Source organism: Lactonifactor longoviformis DSM 17459, assembly GCF_900129135.1.
GTDB lineage: Bacteria > Bacillota > Clostridia > Lachnospirales > Lachnospiraceae > Lactonifactor > Lactonifactor longoviformis.
The window spans coordinates 1-18,576 of the sequence record NZ_FQVI01000033.1; the positions used below are offsets into that span (position 1 = coordinate 1).

The 18,576-nt window shown below is 45.5% G+C and carries 16 protein-coding genes, 2 tRNA genes and 1 pseudogene; 9 read left to right on the forward strand and 10 right to left on the reverse strand.

Going from position 1 to position 18,576, the window contains the following annotated elements; all coding sequences use genetic code 11:
* The 5 genes and pseudogenes from BUA56_RS23460 to murC all read right to left on the reverse strand — a co-directional run.
* Positions 1-226: pseudogene (locus tag BUA56_RS23460) on the reverse strand (IS1182 family transposase); the annotation flags it as partial.
* Positions 227-329: 103 nt separating this feature from the next.
* On the reverse strand, positions 330-1,505 hold the full coding sequence (locus tag BUA56_RS19620; protein WP_072854477.1) for a ribose-phosphate pyrophosphokinase: 1,176 nt from the start codon (positions 1,503-1,505) through the stop codon (positions 330-332).
* Position 1,506: 1 nt separating this feature from the next.
* The gene (locus tag BUA56_RS19625; protein ID WP_072854478.1) at positions 1,507-2,496 is read right to left on the reverse strand and encodes an ATP-binding protein; all 990 of its coding nucleotides are present in this window, start codon (positions 2,494-2,496) and stop codon (positions 1,507-1,509) included.
* 17 nt (positions 2,497-2,513) lie between these two features.
* Complete coding sequence (locus BUA56_RS19630; protein WP_072854479.1) at positions 2,514-3,614, reverse strand: DnaD domain protein; 1,101 nt, start codon at positions 3,612-3,614, stop codon at positions 2,514-2,516.
* Between the two features lie 303 nt (positions 3,615-3,917).
* A complete protein-coding gene (murC, locus tag BUA56_RS19635; RefSeq protein ID WP_072854480.1) occupies positions 3,918-5,297 on the reverse strand; it encodes a UDP-N-acetylmuramate--L-alanine ligase in 1,380 nt (459 codons plus the stop codon).
* 301 nt (positions 5,298-5,598) lie between these two features.
* On the opposite strand from murC, the gene BUA56_RS19640 reads away from it, so the two are divergent.
* From BUA56_RS19640 to spoVG, 3 genes are read left to right on the forward strand one after another with little or no spacing between them, the layout of a single operon-like run.
* Positions 5,599-6,873 (forward strand): glucose-1-phosphate adenylyltransferase, encoded by a 1,275-nt coding sequence (locus BUA56_RS19640; RefSeq protein ID WP_072854481.1) that lies wholly within the window; start codon positions 5,599-5,601, stop codon positions 6,871-6,873.
* Positions 6,870-7,985: a glucose-1-phosphate adenylyltransferase subunit GlgD gene (gene glgD / locus BUA56_RS19645; RefSeq protein WP_072854482.1), complete on the forward strand. Its 1,116-nt coding sequence runs from the start codon at positions 6,870-6,872 to the stop codon at positions 7,983-7,985. The genes BUA56_RS19640 and glgD overlap by 4 nt, the downstream gene beginning before the upstream one ends.
* A 38-nt stretch (positions 7,986-8,023) precedes the next feature.
* A complete protein-coding gene (gene spoVG / locus BUA56_RS19650) occupies positions 8,024-8,311 on the forward strand; it encodes a septation regulator SpoVG (protein ID WP_072854483.1) in 288 nt (95 codons plus the stop codon).
* A 44-nt stretch (positions 8,312-8,355) separates the two neighbouring features.
* On the opposite strand, the gene BUA56_RS19655 is transcribed toward spoVG, so the two are convergent.
* From BUA56_RS19655 to BUA56_RS19665, 3 genes are all read right to left on the reverse strand, one after another.
* Positions 8,356-8,589, reverse strand: coding sequence for a helix-turn-helix transcriptional regulator (locus BUA56_RS19655; protein WP_072854484.1), 234 nt, complete (start codon positions 8,587-8,589; stop codon positions 8,356-8,358).
* A gap of 121 nt (positions 8,590-8,710) precedes the next feature.
* On the reverse strand, positions 8,711-10,090 hold the full coding sequence (locus BUA56_RS19660) for an RsmF rRNA methyltransferase first C-terminal domain-containing protein (RefSeq protein ID WP_072854485.1): 1,380 nt from the start codon (positions 10,088-10,090) through the stop codon (positions 8,711-8,713).
* A gap of 96 nt (positions 10,091-10,186) precedes the next feature.
* Positions 10,187-10,260, reverse strand: a tRNA-Pro gene (locus BUA56_RS19665).
* 400 nt (positions 10,261-10,660) lie between these two features.
* On the opposite strand from BUA56_RS19665, the gene BUA56_RS19670 reads away from it, so the two are divergent.
* Positions 10,661-11,350, forward strand: coding sequence for a carboxypeptidase-like regulatory domain-containing protein (locus BUA56_RS19670; protein WP_072854486.1), 690 nt, complete (start codon positions 10,661-10,663; stop codon positions 11,348-11,350).
* An 83-nt stretch (positions 11,351-11,433) separates the two neighbouring features.
* Entirely contained in the window at positions 11,434-12,441 is a 1,008-nt protein-coding gene (locus BUA56_RS19675) for a DUF6128 domain-containing protein (RefSeq protein WP_072854487.1), read from the forward strand.
* Here BUA56_RS19675 and BUA56_RS19680 read toward each other — a convergent pair.
* Positions 12,400-13,095: an anaerobic ribonucleoside-triphosphate reductase activating protein gene (locus tag BUA56_RS19680; RefSeq protein WP_072854488.1), complete on the reverse strand. Its 696-nt coding sequence runs from the start codon at positions 13,093-13,095 to the stop codon at positions 12,400-12,402. The two genes, BUA56_RS19675 and BUA56_RS19680, sit on opposite strands and share 42 nt — an antisense overlap.
* 196 nt (positions 13,096-13,291) lie before the next feature.
* On the opposite strand from BUA56_RS19680, the gene BUA56_RS19685 reads away from it, so the two are divergent.
* The 4 genes from BUA56_RS19685 to BUA56_RS19700 all read left to right on the forward strand — a co-directional run bounded on the left by BUA56_RS19685 (position 13,292) and on the right by BUA56_RS19700 (position 16,727).
* Positions 13,292-13,379, forward strand: a tRNA-Ser gene (locus BUA56_RS19685).
* A 121-nt stretch (positions 13,380-13,500) separates the two neighbouring features.
* A complete protein-coding gene (gene tadA, locus BUA56_RS19690; RefSeq protein ID WP_072854489.1) occupies positions 13,501-14,001 on the forward strand; it encodes a tRNA adenosine(34) deaminase TadA in 501 nt (166 codons plus the stop codon).
* Positions 13,979-14,836, forward strand: a complete 858-nt coding sequence (locus BUA56_RS19695; RefSeq protein WP_072854490.1) for a homocysteine S-methyltransferase family protein — start codon at positions 13,979-13,981, stop codon at positions 14,834-14,836. The genes tadA and BUA56_RS19695 overlap by 23 nt, the downstream gene beginning before the upstream one ends.
* Positions 14,837-15,014: 178 nt before the next feature.
* Positions 15,015-16,727 carry a Na/Pi cotransporter family protein gene (locus BUA56_RS19700; protein ID WP_072854491.1) on the forward strand — a complete coding sequence of 571 codons (1,713 nt, stop codon included), beginning with the start codon at positions 15,015-15,017 and terminating at the stop codon, positions 16,725-16,727.
* Between the two features lie 72 nt (positions 16,728-16,799).
* Here BUA56_RS19700 and BUA56_RS19705 read toward each other — a convergent pair whose 3' ends face one another.
* Positions 16,800-18,479, reverse strand: a complete 1,680-nt coding sequence (locus tag BUA56_RS19705; protein ID WP_072854492.1) for a Na/Pi cotransporter family protein — start codon at positions 18,477-18,479, stop codon at positions 16,800-16,802.
* Between the last annotated feature and the right edge of the window lie 97 nt (positions 18,480-18,576).

An 18,576-nucleotide genomic window follows, 5' to 3' on the forward strand; every position in this document is an offset into this window, starting at 1 on the left:
CAGTGTCCATAAAGCCGAACAGGACTGTCTTTAGCATGTTGACCCGATTATATCCGGGCCGGCCCAGTTTATGTGAGGGCTCTGGCCTAAGATATCTTTCTATTCCAATCTCCTCCATGATTCTGTCAAATGCTAATACTGGATCACAGAGATCCAGACAATCCGAAAAAAACAGTGGCAGCCTTCCCTGTTTTGCGGTATAATATTTCTCGGTATTATTGTTCATAGTAGATTAATTTTACCACAAAAAGAAGAACGCCTCCAGGTTTGTATACCTGAAAGCGTTCTTTTTTTACGGGACTTTTTTCACAGCCCCCTTTTTGCCTTTTTTAGTTTTGACAATGCCGGTTCATTAATCTGTGGATTCTTTCCACGGGATCTAACAGCTTGCTGATGGAGGCATCGTGATTGATGGTGTCTATCAGCAGAGCGATATATTTGCTCATGTCACAGTTTACATAATATGGTTTTTCCAGCAGTTCAGGTGTCTGATATACAAGGTTTGTTGTAAGGAGCCTGTCAAACAGTCCCTGCTCATATGCTTTGTCAAACTTCTCCAGACCATTTGTGAAGAGTCCAAAGGTGGAACACATGAAGATCTTACCGGCCTTTTTCTCCTTCAGCAAGGCGGCTACCTCCAGCATACTGTCCCCGGAAGAGATCATATCGTCAATGATAATCATATTCTTGCCTTTTACATCGGCTCCCAGAAATTCGTGGGCCACAATGGGATTACGTCCGTCTACGATATGAGCATAGTCACGGCGTTTATAGAACATACCCATATCCACGCCCAGCACATTGGCAAGGTAGATAGCCCTTTCCGTACCTCCGGCGTCGGGGCTTATGACCATCAGATGACCGCTGTCCAGAGGAAGCTCCGGTTCTACCCGAAATAACCCTTTCAGGAACTGGTAAGTGGGACGTACGGTCTCAAAGCCATGCAGCGGTATGGCGTTCTGGACTCTCGGATCATGGGCATCAAAGGTAATAATATTTTCCACACCCATGTTCAGCAGTTCTTTTAAGGCAATGGCACAGTCCAGGGATTCCCGTCCGCTCCGGCGGTGCTGGCGGCTTTCATACAGAAACGGCATAATGACATTTACCCTTCGGGCTTTTCCGCCCACAGCAGCAATAATACGCTTCAGATCCTGGAAATGATCGTCCGGTGACATTCGGTTGGTATATCCGCAGAGAGAGTAGGTGAGACTGTAGTTACATACATCCACCATAATATACAAGTCATCGCCGCGTATGGATTCATTGATGACGCCCTTGGCCTCCCCGGAACCGAAACGCGGGGTTGAGGAAGCGATAATATAGGAATCCCTTTCATACCCCTCAAAAGCTATGGTAGATTTCAGCTCATTCTGGCGCTCCTTTCTCCAACGTACCAGATAATTGTCTACCTTCTGGCCCAGGCTCGTACAGCTTTGCAGCGGCAGAATACCCAGCCTTCCAACGGGCAGGGTATTCAGGTTTGCATTTTCTTTCGGTGCCATCTTACTTTCCTCCTAAAAGTTTTTTTTGTATTCTGATATCTTTACCGATAAGTTTAATCATAGTGTAATTGCTGGATATCCGGGAAAAGGTTCGCTCCGAATAAGTCTCCAGAAAATTTTCTATGGAAAGATTTGTGGAGATAATGGTTGACTTTTTGCGGATGAGCCGCTCATTAATACATAAGAAGAGCTGGGAAGACACAAAACTGTTGGTTAGTTCTGTTCCCAGATCGTCAATAATAAGCAGATCACAGTCAAAAATATATTCATTCCTCTCTTCAGATTCACTGTTTCTGGAAAAGGTGTTTTTCGCAAAAAGGTCAAAGAGCTCAAAGGCCGAAAAGTACATAACACAGTATGCCCGATCGATCAATTCTTTGCTGATGCAGTGGGACAAATAGGTTTTACCCACACCTGTATCCCCGTACAGAAAAAGATTTCCAAAACTGCTGTGAAAGCGGTTGATGAAATCCCATGCCTTATCCACGGCCTGATGGGCGGTCTCCAGCGAGGTAAGCCCGGTAGCCGGATTGACAAGCGTCCCGGAATAATAATCAAAGGAAAAATGATCAAAATTCTCTACTTCTAGTATATCCTTAATATTGGACTGTGTATACAGCAGATCTACAGATGCCTTTTTGAAACACGTACATTTTTCACTGCCCATGTATCCCGTATCCCGGCATAGGGGGCAGTCATAATGAAGCTCCAGGTAATCAGGCGGAAAGCCATTGGCAGCCAGGAGATTTTTTCTTTCCCGGGACAGCGCTTTGATGGCTGCGGGGAGATCAAATTCTTCCCCCGAAGATTCGCCCAAAAGCAGACGCGCCTTTTTCAGGCTTAGGGCTCCAATTTCCTGATCAATTTCAGCCAAACGGGGGATTTTGGCATATGCGCCGGCAATGTGCTCGTCCTGTATGTGCTTGTTGTGCAGCTGTCTGCGGTTATATTCCCGCATAATGGCATCGTATTGAGAGTTCTTTAACGACACGTTTTGTCTCCTTCACTTTACTGGTTCAATAGTTGTCTTTCCAATGCACTTAATTCATCTTCATCATAGTCCCGCTGATGAAAATTATTAAACTTATTCTTCGAAACATTACCGGAAGCCGGCTTGCGGGTGCTGGCCTGCGGGGGCAATGCTGCCTTATCGGCCTTGGCCTGCTGATGCCGGGTGTCCAGGACCTCGATATCCGAGACGTGGTGTACACCTTGTCTTTTCCAGCGGGCGAGAATACTGTCTGCATAGGGAAAGCTGGCCTGGTTGGTCTGAAGCACAGTGCGCTGGCAGGCCTGGGAAATAATATCCAGGGTAAATCCATAATCCTTTATCCAGAGATCCATATAGCGGATCTCTGCCTCGATGGGATTGCGCCCTTTAATTCCAAATGCTTTTAAAATAGTATAGTAATCTTTATGGTATGAGGAGGATTCTTTTTTGGCCATAGCCACAGTAGTAATATCATTCTTCGCCCAGGCAAGGGCCACCGCCTCAATGTAGTGCATACTGGCACTCCCCTTGGAGACACAGTATTCTATAAGGTATTCAATGAGATCTGCAGAAAAGTGCAGCTCATCATAAAAATACAAGATTCGTGACACATCTGTCTGAGACAGAGTTTTTCCAAGATACTGCTCTGCAATAAACAATAATTGCTTAATCTCATCATTTTCCTTCAGCTTTTTCTCCCTGTCAGAGGTAAGCTTTGCTTTTTTCGGAATTTTCTCAGCCGGAACCCGTTCTGTGGTGGCGGCAACCGGGGCAGTGATATCCTCACGGACAGCCAGGGGCTCAGAGGCAGCGGCCTGTCGCTGCAGCGGCAGAAATACAATGCCCGTAAGATTCTTTTGCTCATCCAGTGTGATGTCCAGGATTCCAGCCTTCTTCCAGTAATTCAGGGCACGGATCACATCCTTTTCTGTACAGGTAAAAGTATCCGCAATGGAAGAAAGGGTAATCGACGCATCGGGTACGGCGGCTGCCCTTAACAGATGTAGGTATATTTTTACAAACTCTCCGTTAGCCTGAGGCATATAGTCGTCCAAAAAAATATTAGAGATTACAGTAGTCTCAAGTGCAGAACGGTTATGTATGGTAATCTGACGCATAAGTGTACACATCCTTTTTTCGTGTTCACGGTGATTATATCATACTTATCATTAAATGAGAACAAGCATTTTTTTGACAGCCACTGTCTGAGTAATCCACAAGAATAATGTGGATAATGTGGATAGTGTGGGAACGAAAAGAAGAAAAAATATTATTTACAACCAATAAAGGTGAAAAAGCAAGGGTTTTGTGGTATTTTGTAAAAAAATGCAGTCGAATTATGTCAACAGGTAAATGCACAAAAAAATCCACATGCCCTGGGCACACAAAATGTGTATAAGCATGTGGATAATGTGGATAAGTTAGATTCCCAGCAGGTTTTCCCCGATTTTAAGCACATCTCCGGCCCCCATAGTTATCAACAAATCTCCGTGGGTACAGTTTTCTAATAAAAAGTTTTCGATTTCATCGAAGGTGGGGAAATAATATACTTCTGTACCGAGATCTGCTATTTTATCCCTGAGTGTTTTGGAGGAAATTCCAAGGTTGTCGGTTTCTCTTGCCGCATAAATATCTGCCAGTATGACTTTATCCGCCAGTGTAAGCGCTTCGGCAAATTCATCCATGAGCGCCTTTGTCCGCGTGTAAGTGTGGGGCTGGAATACGCACCAGGTGGTATTATGGGGATAATTTTTTGCGGTGGTCAAGGTGGCACGTATCTCTGTGGGATGATGCGCATAATCGTCAATGACAGTTACCCCTCCTACCTTACCTTTGTACTGAAAACGGCGGTCAGTGCCTCCAAAGTGCAGCAGCCCTTTCTTGATTGTGTCTGCAGATAGACCCAGCTTATTCCCAAGGGCAATGGCTGAGAGCGCATTGGATACATTGTGCATGCCCGGTACCTGAAGGGTAAAGCGGCCGATCTTCTGTCCCTGGTACAGACAGTCAAAGGACGGATGGGCAAACTCGTCAAAGGTAATTGCAGAGGCTGTGTAATCCCCCTGCTGTTCCAGACCATAGGTAATAATTTTGCATGGCAGTCCGTCTGTGATTTCTGTGTAATTGGGAATATCGCTGTTGATGATTAAAGTTCCGTCCTCAGGAAGCTTTTCTGCAAACAGGCGGAAAGAACGGCGGATATCGTCAATATCTTTAAAAAAGTCAAGATGATCGGCATCAATATTCAAAATGATACTGATCTTGGGGAAAAAACTCAGGAAGCTGTTCGTGTACTCACAGGCCTCTGTGATGAATGTCTCCGAGGACCCCACACGGATATTCCCGTGGATCGCAGGCAGGATGCCCCCTACAGAGATCGTGGGATCCAGTTCTCCCTCAAGGAGCAGGTGAGAGATCATGGATGTGGTGGTAGTTTTGCCGTGAGTGCCGGAGACTGCAATGGGGGTATCATAATTCTTCATAATCTGTCCTAAAAGCTCAGCCCTTGACAGCATAGGCAGCTTTCTTTCTGCCGCACAGGTGTATTCCGGATTGTCCGGATGAATGGCCGCCGTGTAGACAACAAGCTGAGTAGTTTCTTCTATATTAGAGGCACGCTGTCCGTAATAGATACGGGCCCCCTGTTCCTCCAGACGCCTGGTGAGGCTGCTCTCCCTGGAATCAGAGCCCGTAATGGTAAAATCCTCCTGGAGCAGAATCTCTGCAAGCCCGCTCATACTAATCCCGCCAATGCCGATGAAATGAATGTGCATGGGTTTTTTAAAATCTATCTGATACATAGTACATTAATACTCCTTCATATATTTTCTCTAGAGTTATTATACTCTGAACTTCCAAAATTGAAAAGGATTTCTTCTCTTTCTATATATTGGAACATGAAGGCGTGGAAAATAATTCATAGCAATGAAAAAGGTGGAAATAACTATGTTTAAAATGCACAAAAAACGGGAAACCGAAGAAAAAGCTCAACAAATGTCACAAAAAGACAGAATATGGTTTTAAATTTTTGTTAAAAATGTTCACTAATTTCTGCTTTTATGATATAATAGAGAAATCATATATAGGACAAGAGGTGATTGCATGATTAAGAAAGAGATGATTGCGATGCTGCTTGCAGGTGGACAAGGCAGCAGGCTTGGTGTTTTAACGGCAAAAGTTGCAAAACCTGCGGTAGCATTCGGCGGAAAATATAGAATTATTGATTTTCCGCTCAGTAACTGTATTAATTCAGGAGTTGATACAGTAGGGGTATTGACGCAGTACCAGCCTTTGAGGCTTAATACCCATATTGGTATTGGAATTCCGTGGGATTTAGATAGAAATGTTGGCGGGGTTACCGTGCTGCCCCCATATGAGAAGAGCACGAACAGTGAGTGGTACACCGGGACAGCCAATGCGATATTCCAGAATATGGACTATATGGAGACCTATAATCCGGATTATGTGTTGATTTTATCGGGAGATCACATTTACAAAATGGATTATGAGGTAATGCTGGATTTCCATAAGGCGAACAAAGCTGATGTGACAATTGCAACTATGCCGGTGCCTATTGAGGAGGCAAGCCGATTTGGTATCGTGGTCACAGATGAAGTCAGCAGAATCAAAGAGTTTGAGGAAAAACCGGAGAAACCAAGCAGTAATCTGGCTTCTATGGGTATTTATATATTCAGCTGGCCAGTGTTAAAAGAAGCTTTGATCGCTATGAAGGATCAGAGCAATTGTGACTTTGGTATGCATATACTTCCCTATTGTCATGAAAAGGGCCAGAGATTGTTTGCCTATGAGTATAACGGATATTGGAAAGATGTAGGTACACTCGGCTCTTACTGGGAAGCGAATATGGAGCTGATTGACATCATTCCGGAGTTTAACCTCTACGAAGAATTCTGGAAGATCTATACGAAGGGGGACATTATTCCGCCACAGTATATTTCAGAGGATTCCGTGGTGGATCGCTGTATCATCGGCGAGGGCAGCGAGATTTACGGAGAGGTGCATAACTCTGTAATCGGTGCAGGGGTTACTATTGGCAGAGGTACTGTGGTAAAGGATTCTATTATTATGAGGCAGTCATCAGTGGGCAGGAACTGCGTGATTGATAAATCCATTATTGCAGAGTGCGTACAGGTTGGGGATGAGGTTGTCCTCGGAGTAGGAGAGGATGTACCGAATAAAGTAAAACCAAAAGTATATTCCTTCGGTCTGGTAACCATAGGAGAGAATTCCGAGATCCCATCCAATGTTAAAGTTGGCAAGAATACAGCAATTTCCGGCAGGACACTTCCGGAGGATTATCCGGACGGCACCCTTGAGAGCGGTGAAACATTGATAAAGGACGGTGAGGAATCATGAGAGCAATAGGAATAATTCTGGCAGGCGGTAACAATTACAGGATGAGGGAGCTGTCTAATAAAAGGGCAATCGCAGCTATGCCAATTGCAGGAAGCTATCGCAGTATTGATTTCGCATTGAGCAATATGTCCAACTCTCATATCCAGAAGGTGGCAGTATTAACTCAATATAACGCAAGATCTCTCAACGAACATCTGAGCTCCTCCAAATGGTGGGACTTTGGAAGAAAGCAGGGAGGACTTTATATATTTACACCCACAATAACCTCTGACAACAGCAATTGGTACAGAGGAACTGCAGATGCAATTTTCCAGAATCTCCAATTTTTGAAGAACAGTCATGAGCCGTATGTGGTTATCGCATCCGGAGACGGCATCTATAAGCTGGACTATAATAAGGTATTGGAGTACCACATTGCAAAGCGGGCGGATGTCACAGTGGTATGTACAGACGTCAACGGAGAGGATACCAGCAGGTTCGGAGTTCTTAAAATGAACGAGGACTGCAGAATCGAAGAATTTGATGAGAAACCGATGGTCTCATACTCAAATACAATCTCGACAGGAATCTATGTAATCAGAAGAAGACAGCTGATTGAGCTGATTGAGAAATGTGCCCAGGAGGACAGGCACGACTTCGTAAAGGATATACTTATTCGTTACAAGAACCTTAAGAGGATTTATGGATACAAGATAAATACCTACTGGAGCAATATATCTTCTGTGGAATCTTATTACAAGACCAATATGGACTTTCTGAAACCGGAGGTGAGAAATTATTTCTTCCGCCAGTATCCGGAGATTCAGTCCAAGATTGATGATCTGCCCCCGGCAAAATATAATCCCGGAGCTGCGATAAAGAACAGTTTAATATCCAGCGGATGCATTATCAACGGAGAGGTAGAGAATTCTATTCTTTTCAAAAAGGTGTTTGTTGGCAATAACTGTGTGATAAAAAACTCCATAATTTTGAATGATGTATATCTGGGGGATAATACACATATCGAAAATTGTATTGTAGAAAGCCGTGATACGATTCGGGCAAATTCCTACTACTGCGGAGAAGATGGGATCAAAGTAGTAGTGGAAAAGAACGAGAGGTACGTGCTTTAACAATAAAAAAGAGAAGGCTTATGAAAGGGGCTTAGGGTATGAACATTACAGACGTAAGAGTGAGAAAAGTAGCAAAAGAAGGCAAAATGAAAGCAGTAGTATCTATTACAATTGATGAAGAGTTTGTAGTGCATGATATCAAGGTGATTGAAGGAGAAAAAGGATTGTTTATTGCTATGCCTAGCAGAAAGGCAACAGACGGAGAGTACAGAGACATTGCGCATCCCATCAACTCCAATACGAGAGAACGTATCCAATCAATTATACTTGAAAAATACGAACAGGCAATGGCTGAAGAGCCGGCAGAAGCGATTGGGGAACTGTAATAGAATTAAAAAGCTGCTGTACCGATTGGTGTACAGCAGCTTTTTTATGAACGGAAATCAAATAAATCCTTCACAGGTACTTCCAGAATATCTGCGATATCAAATAGTTTATCCAGAGAGATAGACGTTTTCACCTTTGGTGCTTCAATATTACTTATATGCGTACGACTTAAATCAACAGCCTCTGCCAGTTCAATCTGCGTAAGTCCTCTAAGTTTCCTGTAATATGCAATTGTAAGACCCAGTTCTCTGTATTGTTGCTCCCGCTTTTTATTCATATGGCAGACACACTCCTTTTTTATAGTGTATGCCAAATAATATGAAAACTAAACAATCCAGAAATTCACAAATGCAAACTTACAGTTTGCAAAGTCTTTACCACAATGTATTTCTGCGGGATCAGCGGATCCTCCATCCTGCCGGATATTTGTTTTTCAATACACCTCTGACCAGCTTGCCCCATCCCAGAGGGAAATCTTTAATGCAGACGAGCTGATATCCGTCGGGGCGGCTTGTCTCATGCCTCTCCACGGAGAGAGTTTCCCCTTTCAGATAGCGGATAACTCTGGGATCCTCCGGTGCAAGGGAAAGAACAGAGGGATAATGACTTTTTTTCATGGCCAGAGCCAGAGGCTGGCCAGGCTCAAAGCGGTTTTTCTTTAGCTCGCCCAGACAGAGTCCGTTGCGAAGAAAACGGGGACCGCGCACTGCAGGGGAGGGGCTGGGAAGGTAATATGCCTTGGAACCACGCACTTCAACACGGCGCCAATCCAGAGGCATGACAATGTCCTGGAAAAATGCTTCCAGAATTTTGCGATCCTCTTTTCGTAGGGGAAGACTGGCGTCCGCCCCTGAATGATTCAGAGAGCTCCCCTCTTTCTGAAAAAGAGCCATAAAATGTCCTTCTCCGTTCATGCGGTGGGGCCAGATGCGGACACATTTTAGAAGTTCCGGATTCCCATTGCCCCAATCAGGTATTCCTTGGGAGAATCCCTCATACCCCTCCATGTGCAGAAGATGAAGCTTTGGATTGGATTCCAGAAGAAAGGAGACCACTCCTTCATTTTCTTCCGGAGAAAAGGTGCAGGTTGAATACAGGAGCAGTCCTCCAGGTGAAAGCATAGCAGCGGCAGCCGGTAAGATCTCTCTCTGGAGCTTGGCGAATTCCTTGGGACGTTCCGATGTCCAGGTTCCTGCCACGGCAGGATCCTTCCGAAACATTCCCTCACCGGAGCAGGGGGCGTCCACCAGAATTTTATTAAAGTATTCCGGAAATACCTCCGCTAGACGATAAGGGGCCTCATTCAGAACAAACGAATTGGGAATTCCAAACAGTTCTATATTTTTGAGAAGGGCTTTTGCCCTGGAATTGCTGATCTCATTGGCGGCCAGCAGGCCTTCTCCTCTCAGACGTGCCCCCAGTTCCGTAGCCTTTCCTCCCGGTGCGGCACAGAGATCCAAAACCCTGTCACCCGGCTGAATCTCCAGCCTGGATGCAGGTGACATAGCGCTGGGTTCCTGCAGATAGTAGAGTCCGGCGTAATAATAGGGGTGCCTGGCGGGCCGATCCTCTTCGGAATAAAAGAATCCATTGGGGATCCAGGGGATTGGAGTGAGATGGAAGGGAGAAATTTTTTGAAATTCTTCCGGACTGATTTTCAATGTATTTACCCGGAGACCGTATTGTCTCGGAAGGCTGTAGCTTGCTTCAAAAGCAGAATATTCATCTTTCAGCATTTCCTTCATCCTGGATAGGAATGCATCGGGGAGCTGGTTCATACGTAATCCTCTTTCCTTATGTTTATTGTAGAATTTACTGTAGAAAAAAACACCGTAAACTCTTAAAAAGAATTTACGGTGCCCCTGCCAAGGTAGTCGAAGCGACGTGATTCGAACACGCGACCTCTGCGTCCCGAACGCAGCGCTCTACCAAACTGAGCCACGCTTCGATGTTCAGCAACTAATATTATATAGGGTGGGATAACAAATGTCAATGTTTTTATACAAAAAATTCAACTGATTTCCGCATTGCTATTTGAGGAAAATAGTAGTATTCTAACAACATAATAGCAACAGACCATAGATAAGCAATCCTTAGCAAATTTCCTGGTGCCTTATGTATCATGCGGATGTATGCGATGCCGTTCCAAAAGGTACACCTTTTATTTCAGTCTCTGCCATACAGAATTTGCCGTCCCTTTGGGCGGTTTTTTTTATTTTTCAATGTTTTTTCCCCGGATGTAAAAGGTGTACCTATTGAATCACAGGTCCGAAACTTAAGCGTATACTGCGGCATATGGCAGAGGAGCAAAGTTGAGCTGGTTTAACCATCTAAAGGGGGGAAAACAAATGAGAAAGGGAGCATTCATGCAGAATACGCCCCGCGTATGGATTATAGCTTTATGTGTGGCTGTAAGTATCTCTGGTATTGCTGGCTATGTACAGGGACGGCGTGCGGGGAGTAGGGATGCAGGAGCTGACAGGCAGCCTGCAGATACCAATTCTTCCGATAATAGCTTTCATTTGGCAGGCAGGGTATGGGATTCAGACGGTGTGCCGGCAGCAGGTCAGACACTGACATTTCAGGGAGAGTCACTGAGCGCAGTCACAGATTCTGAGGGAGTTTTTTTACTTACAGATCTATCGCCGGGAACCTACGAGATTGCTCTATATAGGGAGGACGGCACAGTCCGGGCCCGGCAAAATATTAGCATACGCTGTGCTTATGGGGTTCCGGAGGTGTCTTTTGAACTGCTGGAGGGAGAATACAGACTCAGGCTTTCCGCGGATATCCGCTATCTGGAGATTGCCATAGTGATGATTGAAGAAAGAATATCTATCAGTACCGATGAATATTCCTATGCTACCAGAGGCGGCAGGATAAGAATCCCCCAGGGGACTTTTTACGCACAGGAAAACAGTGTGACTACACCTGCGGGAAATACATTTCTTTCAGATGGAACTATTGTAGTACCGGGGAGCAAACGGGCGGATCCCTCCAGACTCATTCTTCCGGATGATGATGAAGCCCCTGATTAGGAGGTAAAGTTGGCACAGATAGTTCTATTTTGTCTTTCACGGCATATATATTATGGAATAGAAACAAATTATGGAGGGAAGCTGTGTCAGAATATAAACGTTTTATTGCTTACGTGTATGAGTATATGCAGGAGCAAAAGGGAAGCAATAGAGGATTTATCAAAGTTGAAGCCAGAAACAGCGTGTGCAAGATGGACTTTCACCTTACGGGCATTCAGGGACAGGATAAATGCAGTATTTATGCTTATGCAAGAGAGGGAAAAGAGTGCCGCGCCATATTTTTAGGGATCTGCGCCCCCAGAGGGGATAAGCTGGAATGCAGAGTCCAGACCAGCGAGGATCAGATAGGAAATACAAAATATAAGCTTGGAGATTTAGGAGGCATTATCCTTCTGGGAGAGGGTCAGAAAATGTATGGAACGGAATGGGATGATGTGCCTATACGTATACAGGAGTTCTCCTTCTCGTGGATGGATAAAGAGGAACCCGCTCAGGAGGAAGTACCTCCGGTAAACGAAAGTCCCCAGGAACCCAGAAAGGAAGAGGAACAGGAAGAGAAAAAGGAGCCGGATGCTGTTCCTGCATCTCAGGAGCCTGAGCAGCCCCCTGTCCCGGAAGTCAATGAAACGGCATTGGAAGCCGGCCCCGGGGAGACAGAGGGCAGTGTCCCTGAATTAACCATAGAAGAAATACAGCAGATAGAAGATATCCGTCAACTAAAAGAGGAAAAAGAAGCATTTCAACCATTCTGCGACCAGGATATGATGGAGTGTTACAAAATAATCCCCAGAGATTTGGAACGCATCAGCAGACGGGATCAGGCACTGGCTAATAATAATTTCCTTTTGCATGGGTATTACAATTACCATCATCTGCTGTTTGCTAGGGAAAAGGAATCAAAACAATACATATTGGGAGTGCCGGGAATCTATGATCATCAGGAAAAATTTATGGCCGTGATGTTTGGGTTTCCTAATTTTAAGGCCGCAAGGCCTTCGGAGGAAGAAGACGCTGCTTCCCAGATGGGACAGTTTGGCTACTGGTATCGCTTAATCGACACCCCGGATCTCTACCAGGGGGATGGTTTCTGACAGAATCCTGCGGAAATTCTCCAGTTCCTGAAGCGTATAGCTTGTAAAGCCTGGCCGTATCACTTCTGGAGAGTCTTTATAGGACTGGAGATAATAGGCGTCACAGCCGGCAATCCATTGTCCTATGGAGCGGAAGTCATTTTCATCATGGAGCTCCCGGACTACTGTAGTCCGAAATTCGTAGGGAATAGCACCTGTCATTAGGAGATCTACAGACTCCATAATCGGCTTCAGATTCAGCCCGGGAATCCCGGATACTTTGTCATAGGATTCCTGAGCTGTTTTTATGTCCATGGCAACCATATCAATAAGACGATTCTGGATCAGCTTTTTCAGAATCCAGGGATGGGAACCATTGGTATCCAGTTTTATGGGATACCCCAGATCGTGGATTTCATAAATCAGGGAAATTAATTCCTTATCTATGGTGGGTTCTCCCCCGGTGATGCAGACACCGTCCAAGATCCCTTTTCGTTTTTTTAAAAAGGATAGGACCTGTTCTCTGGGAAGTACGGGCTGGTCATCGGCTGACAGTACCAGACCGCTGTTGTGACAGAAGGGACACCGGAAATTGCAGTTACCCAGGAATATAGTAGCTGCCACCTTCCCGGGGTAGTCTAATAAAGTGGTTTTGTTCAGTCCGTGAATTGCCATAATTGTTCTCCTTTTCCATATATGCATGAACGCAGACTTCTGCTATGAATATTATAGTAAAAATATCAGGAATCTGCAAGAACTCAAGGAATTGGGATTAAAAACTGAGGAACTTGTCAAAAGAACAGCAAGTAAATATTGACGGAACCCGGGACAGGCTTTATACTACTAATGGAAGATAACTCTTATTTATTATGGAGACGTATCGAAGCGGCCATAACGAGCTTGACTCGAAATCAAGTTGCCGGGTAACCGGCACGTGGGTTCGAATCCCACCGTCTCCGCTGCTGAAGATGCTGTTAAACAGTTGGTTTATTTGCTGTTTAGCAGTATTTTTTATTTGCCCAAGTTATCAGAACGTGTTAGAATGTATGATATATTTTTAGTAAATATAAAGGACGATTTATGACAGAACAGGAAAAGTTTATGAAAGAGGCGATACGCCAGGCAAAAAAGGCGTATGCTCTCTGGGAAGTGCCTATCGGATGCGTGATTGTCTCTGAGGGGCGGATTATTGCCAGAGGATATAACAGAAGGAATACGGACAAGAATACGCTGTCCCATGCTGAGCTGAACGCGATAAGAAAGGCTAGCAGGAAGCTGGGGGACTGGAGGCTGGAGGGATGTACCATGTATGTTACACTGGAACCCTGCCAGATGTGTGCAGGCGCCATTGTACAGGCCAGGATTGATAAGGTAGTGATCGGAAGTATGAATCCTAAGGCCGGATGTGCCGGTTCTGTCCTGAATCTGCTGGAGATGGACGGATTTAACCATAAGGCAGAAGTTGAGAGAGGCGTTCTGGAAGAGGAGTGCAGCGGGATGCTCAGCGGATTTTTTAAGGAACTTCGGGAAGCAAAGAAAAGAAAGGAACAGGTGACGGATGACAAAAAGGGAATGGAATGATTTAATAGCCCGCAGGCCTGTGATTCTGGATGGGGCCACTGGATCTAACTTGATTCAGGCAGGGATGCCCAGAGGAGTATGTACAGAAGAGTGGATAATCCAAAATCCTCAGTCTTTGACAGAATTGCAGAGAGGGTATGCAGATGCAGGGTCACAGATTGTATATGCGCCTACCTTTGCAGCCAATGCCATAAGCCTGAAGGGGCACGGACTGGAAGATAAGGTAGAGGAAATGAACAGAGAGCTGGTAGCAGTAACACGCGGGGCGGTTGGCACAAGGTGTCTGGTTGCAGGTGATATAACAACGACCGGGAAGATGGAGATGCCCTATGAGGAATTGTATGAGGTATACGCACAGCAGATCCGGAGCCTTTGTACAGCAGGGGTAGATCTTCTGGTGGCGGAGACTATGATCGGGATTCAGGAGACAATGGCCGTTCTGGACGCTGCCCATGAAATCTGCGATCTCCCGGTTATGTGTTCTATGACTGTAGAAGCGGACGGCAGCCTTTTTTTTGGCGGACATATACTTGAGGCGGTGGTAAGCCTGGAAGAGATGGGGGCAGATGCGGTAGGGATCAACTGCTCAGTAGGACCGGATCAGCTGGAAGCGGTGGTAACTAATATCAAAAAAAATGTAAAGGTTCCGGTTCTGGCAAAACCCAATGCCGGAATGCCTGTGATTGATGATGAGGGAAATGCGGTATATCAGATGGGGGCTGAGGAATTTGCCGTACACATGGAGCGTCTGGTAAAAGCCGGGGCGGATCTCATCGGCGGATGCTGCGGTACATCGCCTGAATATATAAGAGAAGTCAGAAAGAGAGTCTTTTAAAGGCTCTTTTTTGGTGTTGAAATCCGGCCGTCTGGATTCCTTATGTAAAGTCAAATGGCTGATTTTCGGAAGAATTTACTTAAATTTTACCTAAAGTTTTACATAGATTTAACATAAAACCAATATACTTGGACCGTAAACAAGAGATAAGAAAAGATAGTTAACGGAGAAAAAGTATATGAATGAGACGATGCGGACAGTGTTTGGGTTGTTAGGAGGATTAGCTGTATTCATCTATGGAATGAATATGATGAGTGAAGGCCTGCAGAAGGTTGCAGGGGAGAAAATGAAATATGTACTGGGGATTCTGACGAAGAATCCTATCGTAGGCGTGCTGGCCGGAGCTCTGACGACTGCGGTTCTGCAGAGCAGCAGTGCCACAACAGTAATGGTGATTGGATTTGTCAGTGCAGGATTAATGAAGCTGCCCCAGGCGATTTCTGTCATTTTGGGCGCGAATATCGGAACAACCATGACCGCACAGATTATTGCTTTTAAGATTACGGATTACATATGGCCTATTATTTTCATTGGGTTTGTAATTTTCTTTTTCTGCAAAAAGGAAAAAGCCAAGAATATAGGGCAGACCATATTTGCTTTTGGAATTTTATTCCTGGGAATTACCACCATGGGGGATGTCATGAAACCTCTGGCTGCCAGCCCTGTATTTACCGATATGATAGCAAAAGTTTCTCACATACCGGTTCTGGGCGTCCTTCTGGGTACAGTTATGACCCTTGTGGTGCAGAGCAGCAGTGCCACGATTGCAGTCCTGCAGAATTTTGCCAGTCAGGCGGGACCTGACGGCATATCCAGTGTCATAGGACTTACAGGTGCGATTCCCATTCTTCTGGGAGACAACATCGGAACAACAATTACTGCATTGCTGGCCTCCGTAGGTCAGTCTAAAAATGCAAAGCGGACAGCAGTTGCCCACAGTGTATTTAACATTACAGGAAGCTTCCTCTTTATCTGGATCATTCCATGGTTCGCAAAGTTTGTGGAGTTTATCTCTCCCAAGGGAAATGAGATTGATGTGATTTCCAGACAGATTGCAAATGCCCACACAGCCTTTAATGTGGCAAATACGCTTCTGTGGATTCCCTTTATCTGGCTGATGGTTAAGATTGTCACTAAGATTGTGCCGGGAGAGGATGTGGTTGACACAGAAGGCCAGCCCCAGTTTCTGGACGACAAGATGGCAGGCCAGCCGGTATTCGCCCTGCATCTGGCCAATGAGGAGATCGTGCGCTGCGCACATATGGTTCAGGAAATGATAAGTGAGGCAAGAAAAGCAATGGATCAGAAAACGGCTGCTGTATGGAAAAATGTCTGCGAGAGGCGGGGCGTTGTAGAGCATCTGTATGGCCAGATAGAAAAGTTTATCTCCAATCTTTTTGCCAGCGGTACACTCACAGAGGTGCAGTCTATGCGGGCGGCCAGCCTGATGTATATAGCCTGTGATGTGGACAGGATCAGCCAAAGGTGTCAGGAAGTGGCTAAGGTACGAAAAGAGCGCCTGGAGGATAACCGGGAGGGCAAAGAATATGCGTTTTCAAAGGAAGCAGAGAAGGAAATGGAAAGTATGCTGGAAAAAATAGAGGGGATGCTTCTCTCCGCTATGGATGCTGTGCAGAACGATAACCGGGCCGCAGCATTTAAGGTGATTCAGCAAAGGGACGAACTGCAGATACAGGAAAATAAACTCAGGAAGAACCATGTACAGAGACTGAAAAAAGGGAAATGCAGCCCAGAGCTTACGGGAGCCTTTACAACTATATTGTACAGTATGGAAAGGATGGGAAGCCTTTGTGTAAATATCGCAGAGGCTTACATCGGACAGCCCAGTCTGGAAGGGGAGCGCCAAGAGCAGGATGCCGTGGGACAGTAGAACCCGGAAATATAAAAACAGCCATTCTCAGCAGTTGGCAATAACTGCAGAATGGCTGTTTCTATGTGAGCATTAAAGGGTTTCCGTGGCCGCGATGCCCATCTCTTTGCTTTCCCCTTCCCACATCGTTGTATATTCTTTGGCAATATTCAAAGCATGATCACCAATTCTTTCGAAATCCGTAAGCATCTCAGAATAAAGAATGCTGGTTTCTGCCAGGCAGGTTCCATTTTGCATCCGTATGATTTGGTTCTGCCGGAACTGGGCATTGATATCATCGATCTGCTGCTCATATTTGGCCACCTGCTCCAGAATATGAAGAGGAGAAACTGACTTCTGTGGGGCAAGCTGATCCAGAGTCGTCAGGCACACTGCTTTCATAGACTGAATTTCCTGGATGGCTGTGGAGGAAAATTTAAGATCTTTATTGCAGAGCATTTCCGCATATTCTGCGATATTCATAGCATGGTCTCCCACCCTCTCGATATTCCCTACTATTTTAAAATAGCCGTTGATGATTTTGCTGTCTTTGTGTGACATCTCTTGTGCCATGAGGGTAGAGATGTATCTGGATATCTCCATATTCAGATAATCCAGGTATTCCTCATTGGCCAGAATCTGAGTCATTTTCTTCGTGGAGCGGTGTTCCACAGACTCAAAGCTGAGAAGCACATTTTCTCTGGCAAATTGGAACATACGGTAGACTTCCTGCTGGAGCTGGGAAACAGCCAATGCAGCCCATCCTATTTTGTAATCTCCCGCATGGGGAAGGGTGTGCAGATACATGAGGGAATGGCCGCCTTCTTCTTCTTCTCCTTTATCCGGAAGCAGTTTTTCTGACAGAGAGGCCAGATAATTGCCGAAGGGAAGCAGCAGCAGTGTGGTGACTATATTAAACAGAGTATGTACATTTGCAATCTGCGCTGCAGGGTTATCCGGTGTCAGTGACTGTATGACGGATGTAAATGGGGTCAGCATGCAGACACATACGAAGATGCCGGTTCCAATGGTATTAAACAGCAGATGAATAATGGTTGTTCTCTTTGCATTCCGGTTGGTGCCGATAGAGGCCAGTACTGCGGTGATGCAGGTACCGATATTCTGCCCAAACAGAACATATACAGAACTGGAAAGGCCGATCAGACCGCTGGATGCCAGTGCCTGAAGAATTCCCACAGAGGCTGAGGAGGACTGGATTACTGCAGTAAAGAGAGCGCCGGCCAGAATTCCCAAAAGCGGGTTAGAAAACTGGGTCATCAGATGGATGAATCCCTCAGAATCCCGGAGGGGCATCATAGCGTCGCTCATCATTCCCATTCCGATAAAAAGCACCCCCAGACCGGCAATAATGGCGCCGAAATGATGATTTTTCTCTCCCTTCAGAAATACTACCATGGAGACGCCGATAAAGGCTATGAGGGGCGCGATAGCACTGATGTCAAGGGCAATAAGCTGGCCTGTGATCGTTGTACCGATATTGGCTCCCATAATAATCCAGACAGCCTGACGGAGCGTCATGAGACGGGAGTTGACAAAACCGACTACCATAACAGTCGTGGCGGAGGAAGACTGTATGACAGCTGTTATGCCTGCGCCTACAGCAATGCCAAGAAAGCGGTTGGCAGTTAGCTTTTCTAAGATGCGTTTCATTCGGTTGCCGGCTGCCGCCTCCAACCCGTCGCTCATCATATGCATGCCGTATAGGAAGAGGGCAAGCCCTCCCAGGAGGATGAGTATGTCACTTGTTTTCATGTGTTTATTTCCTTTCCATATTTTCTCCAAAAATTCTACGCAAATCCAATATAACATGATAAAATAAGTACTTCCGTAAAGAAAGCGTTAAAAATGG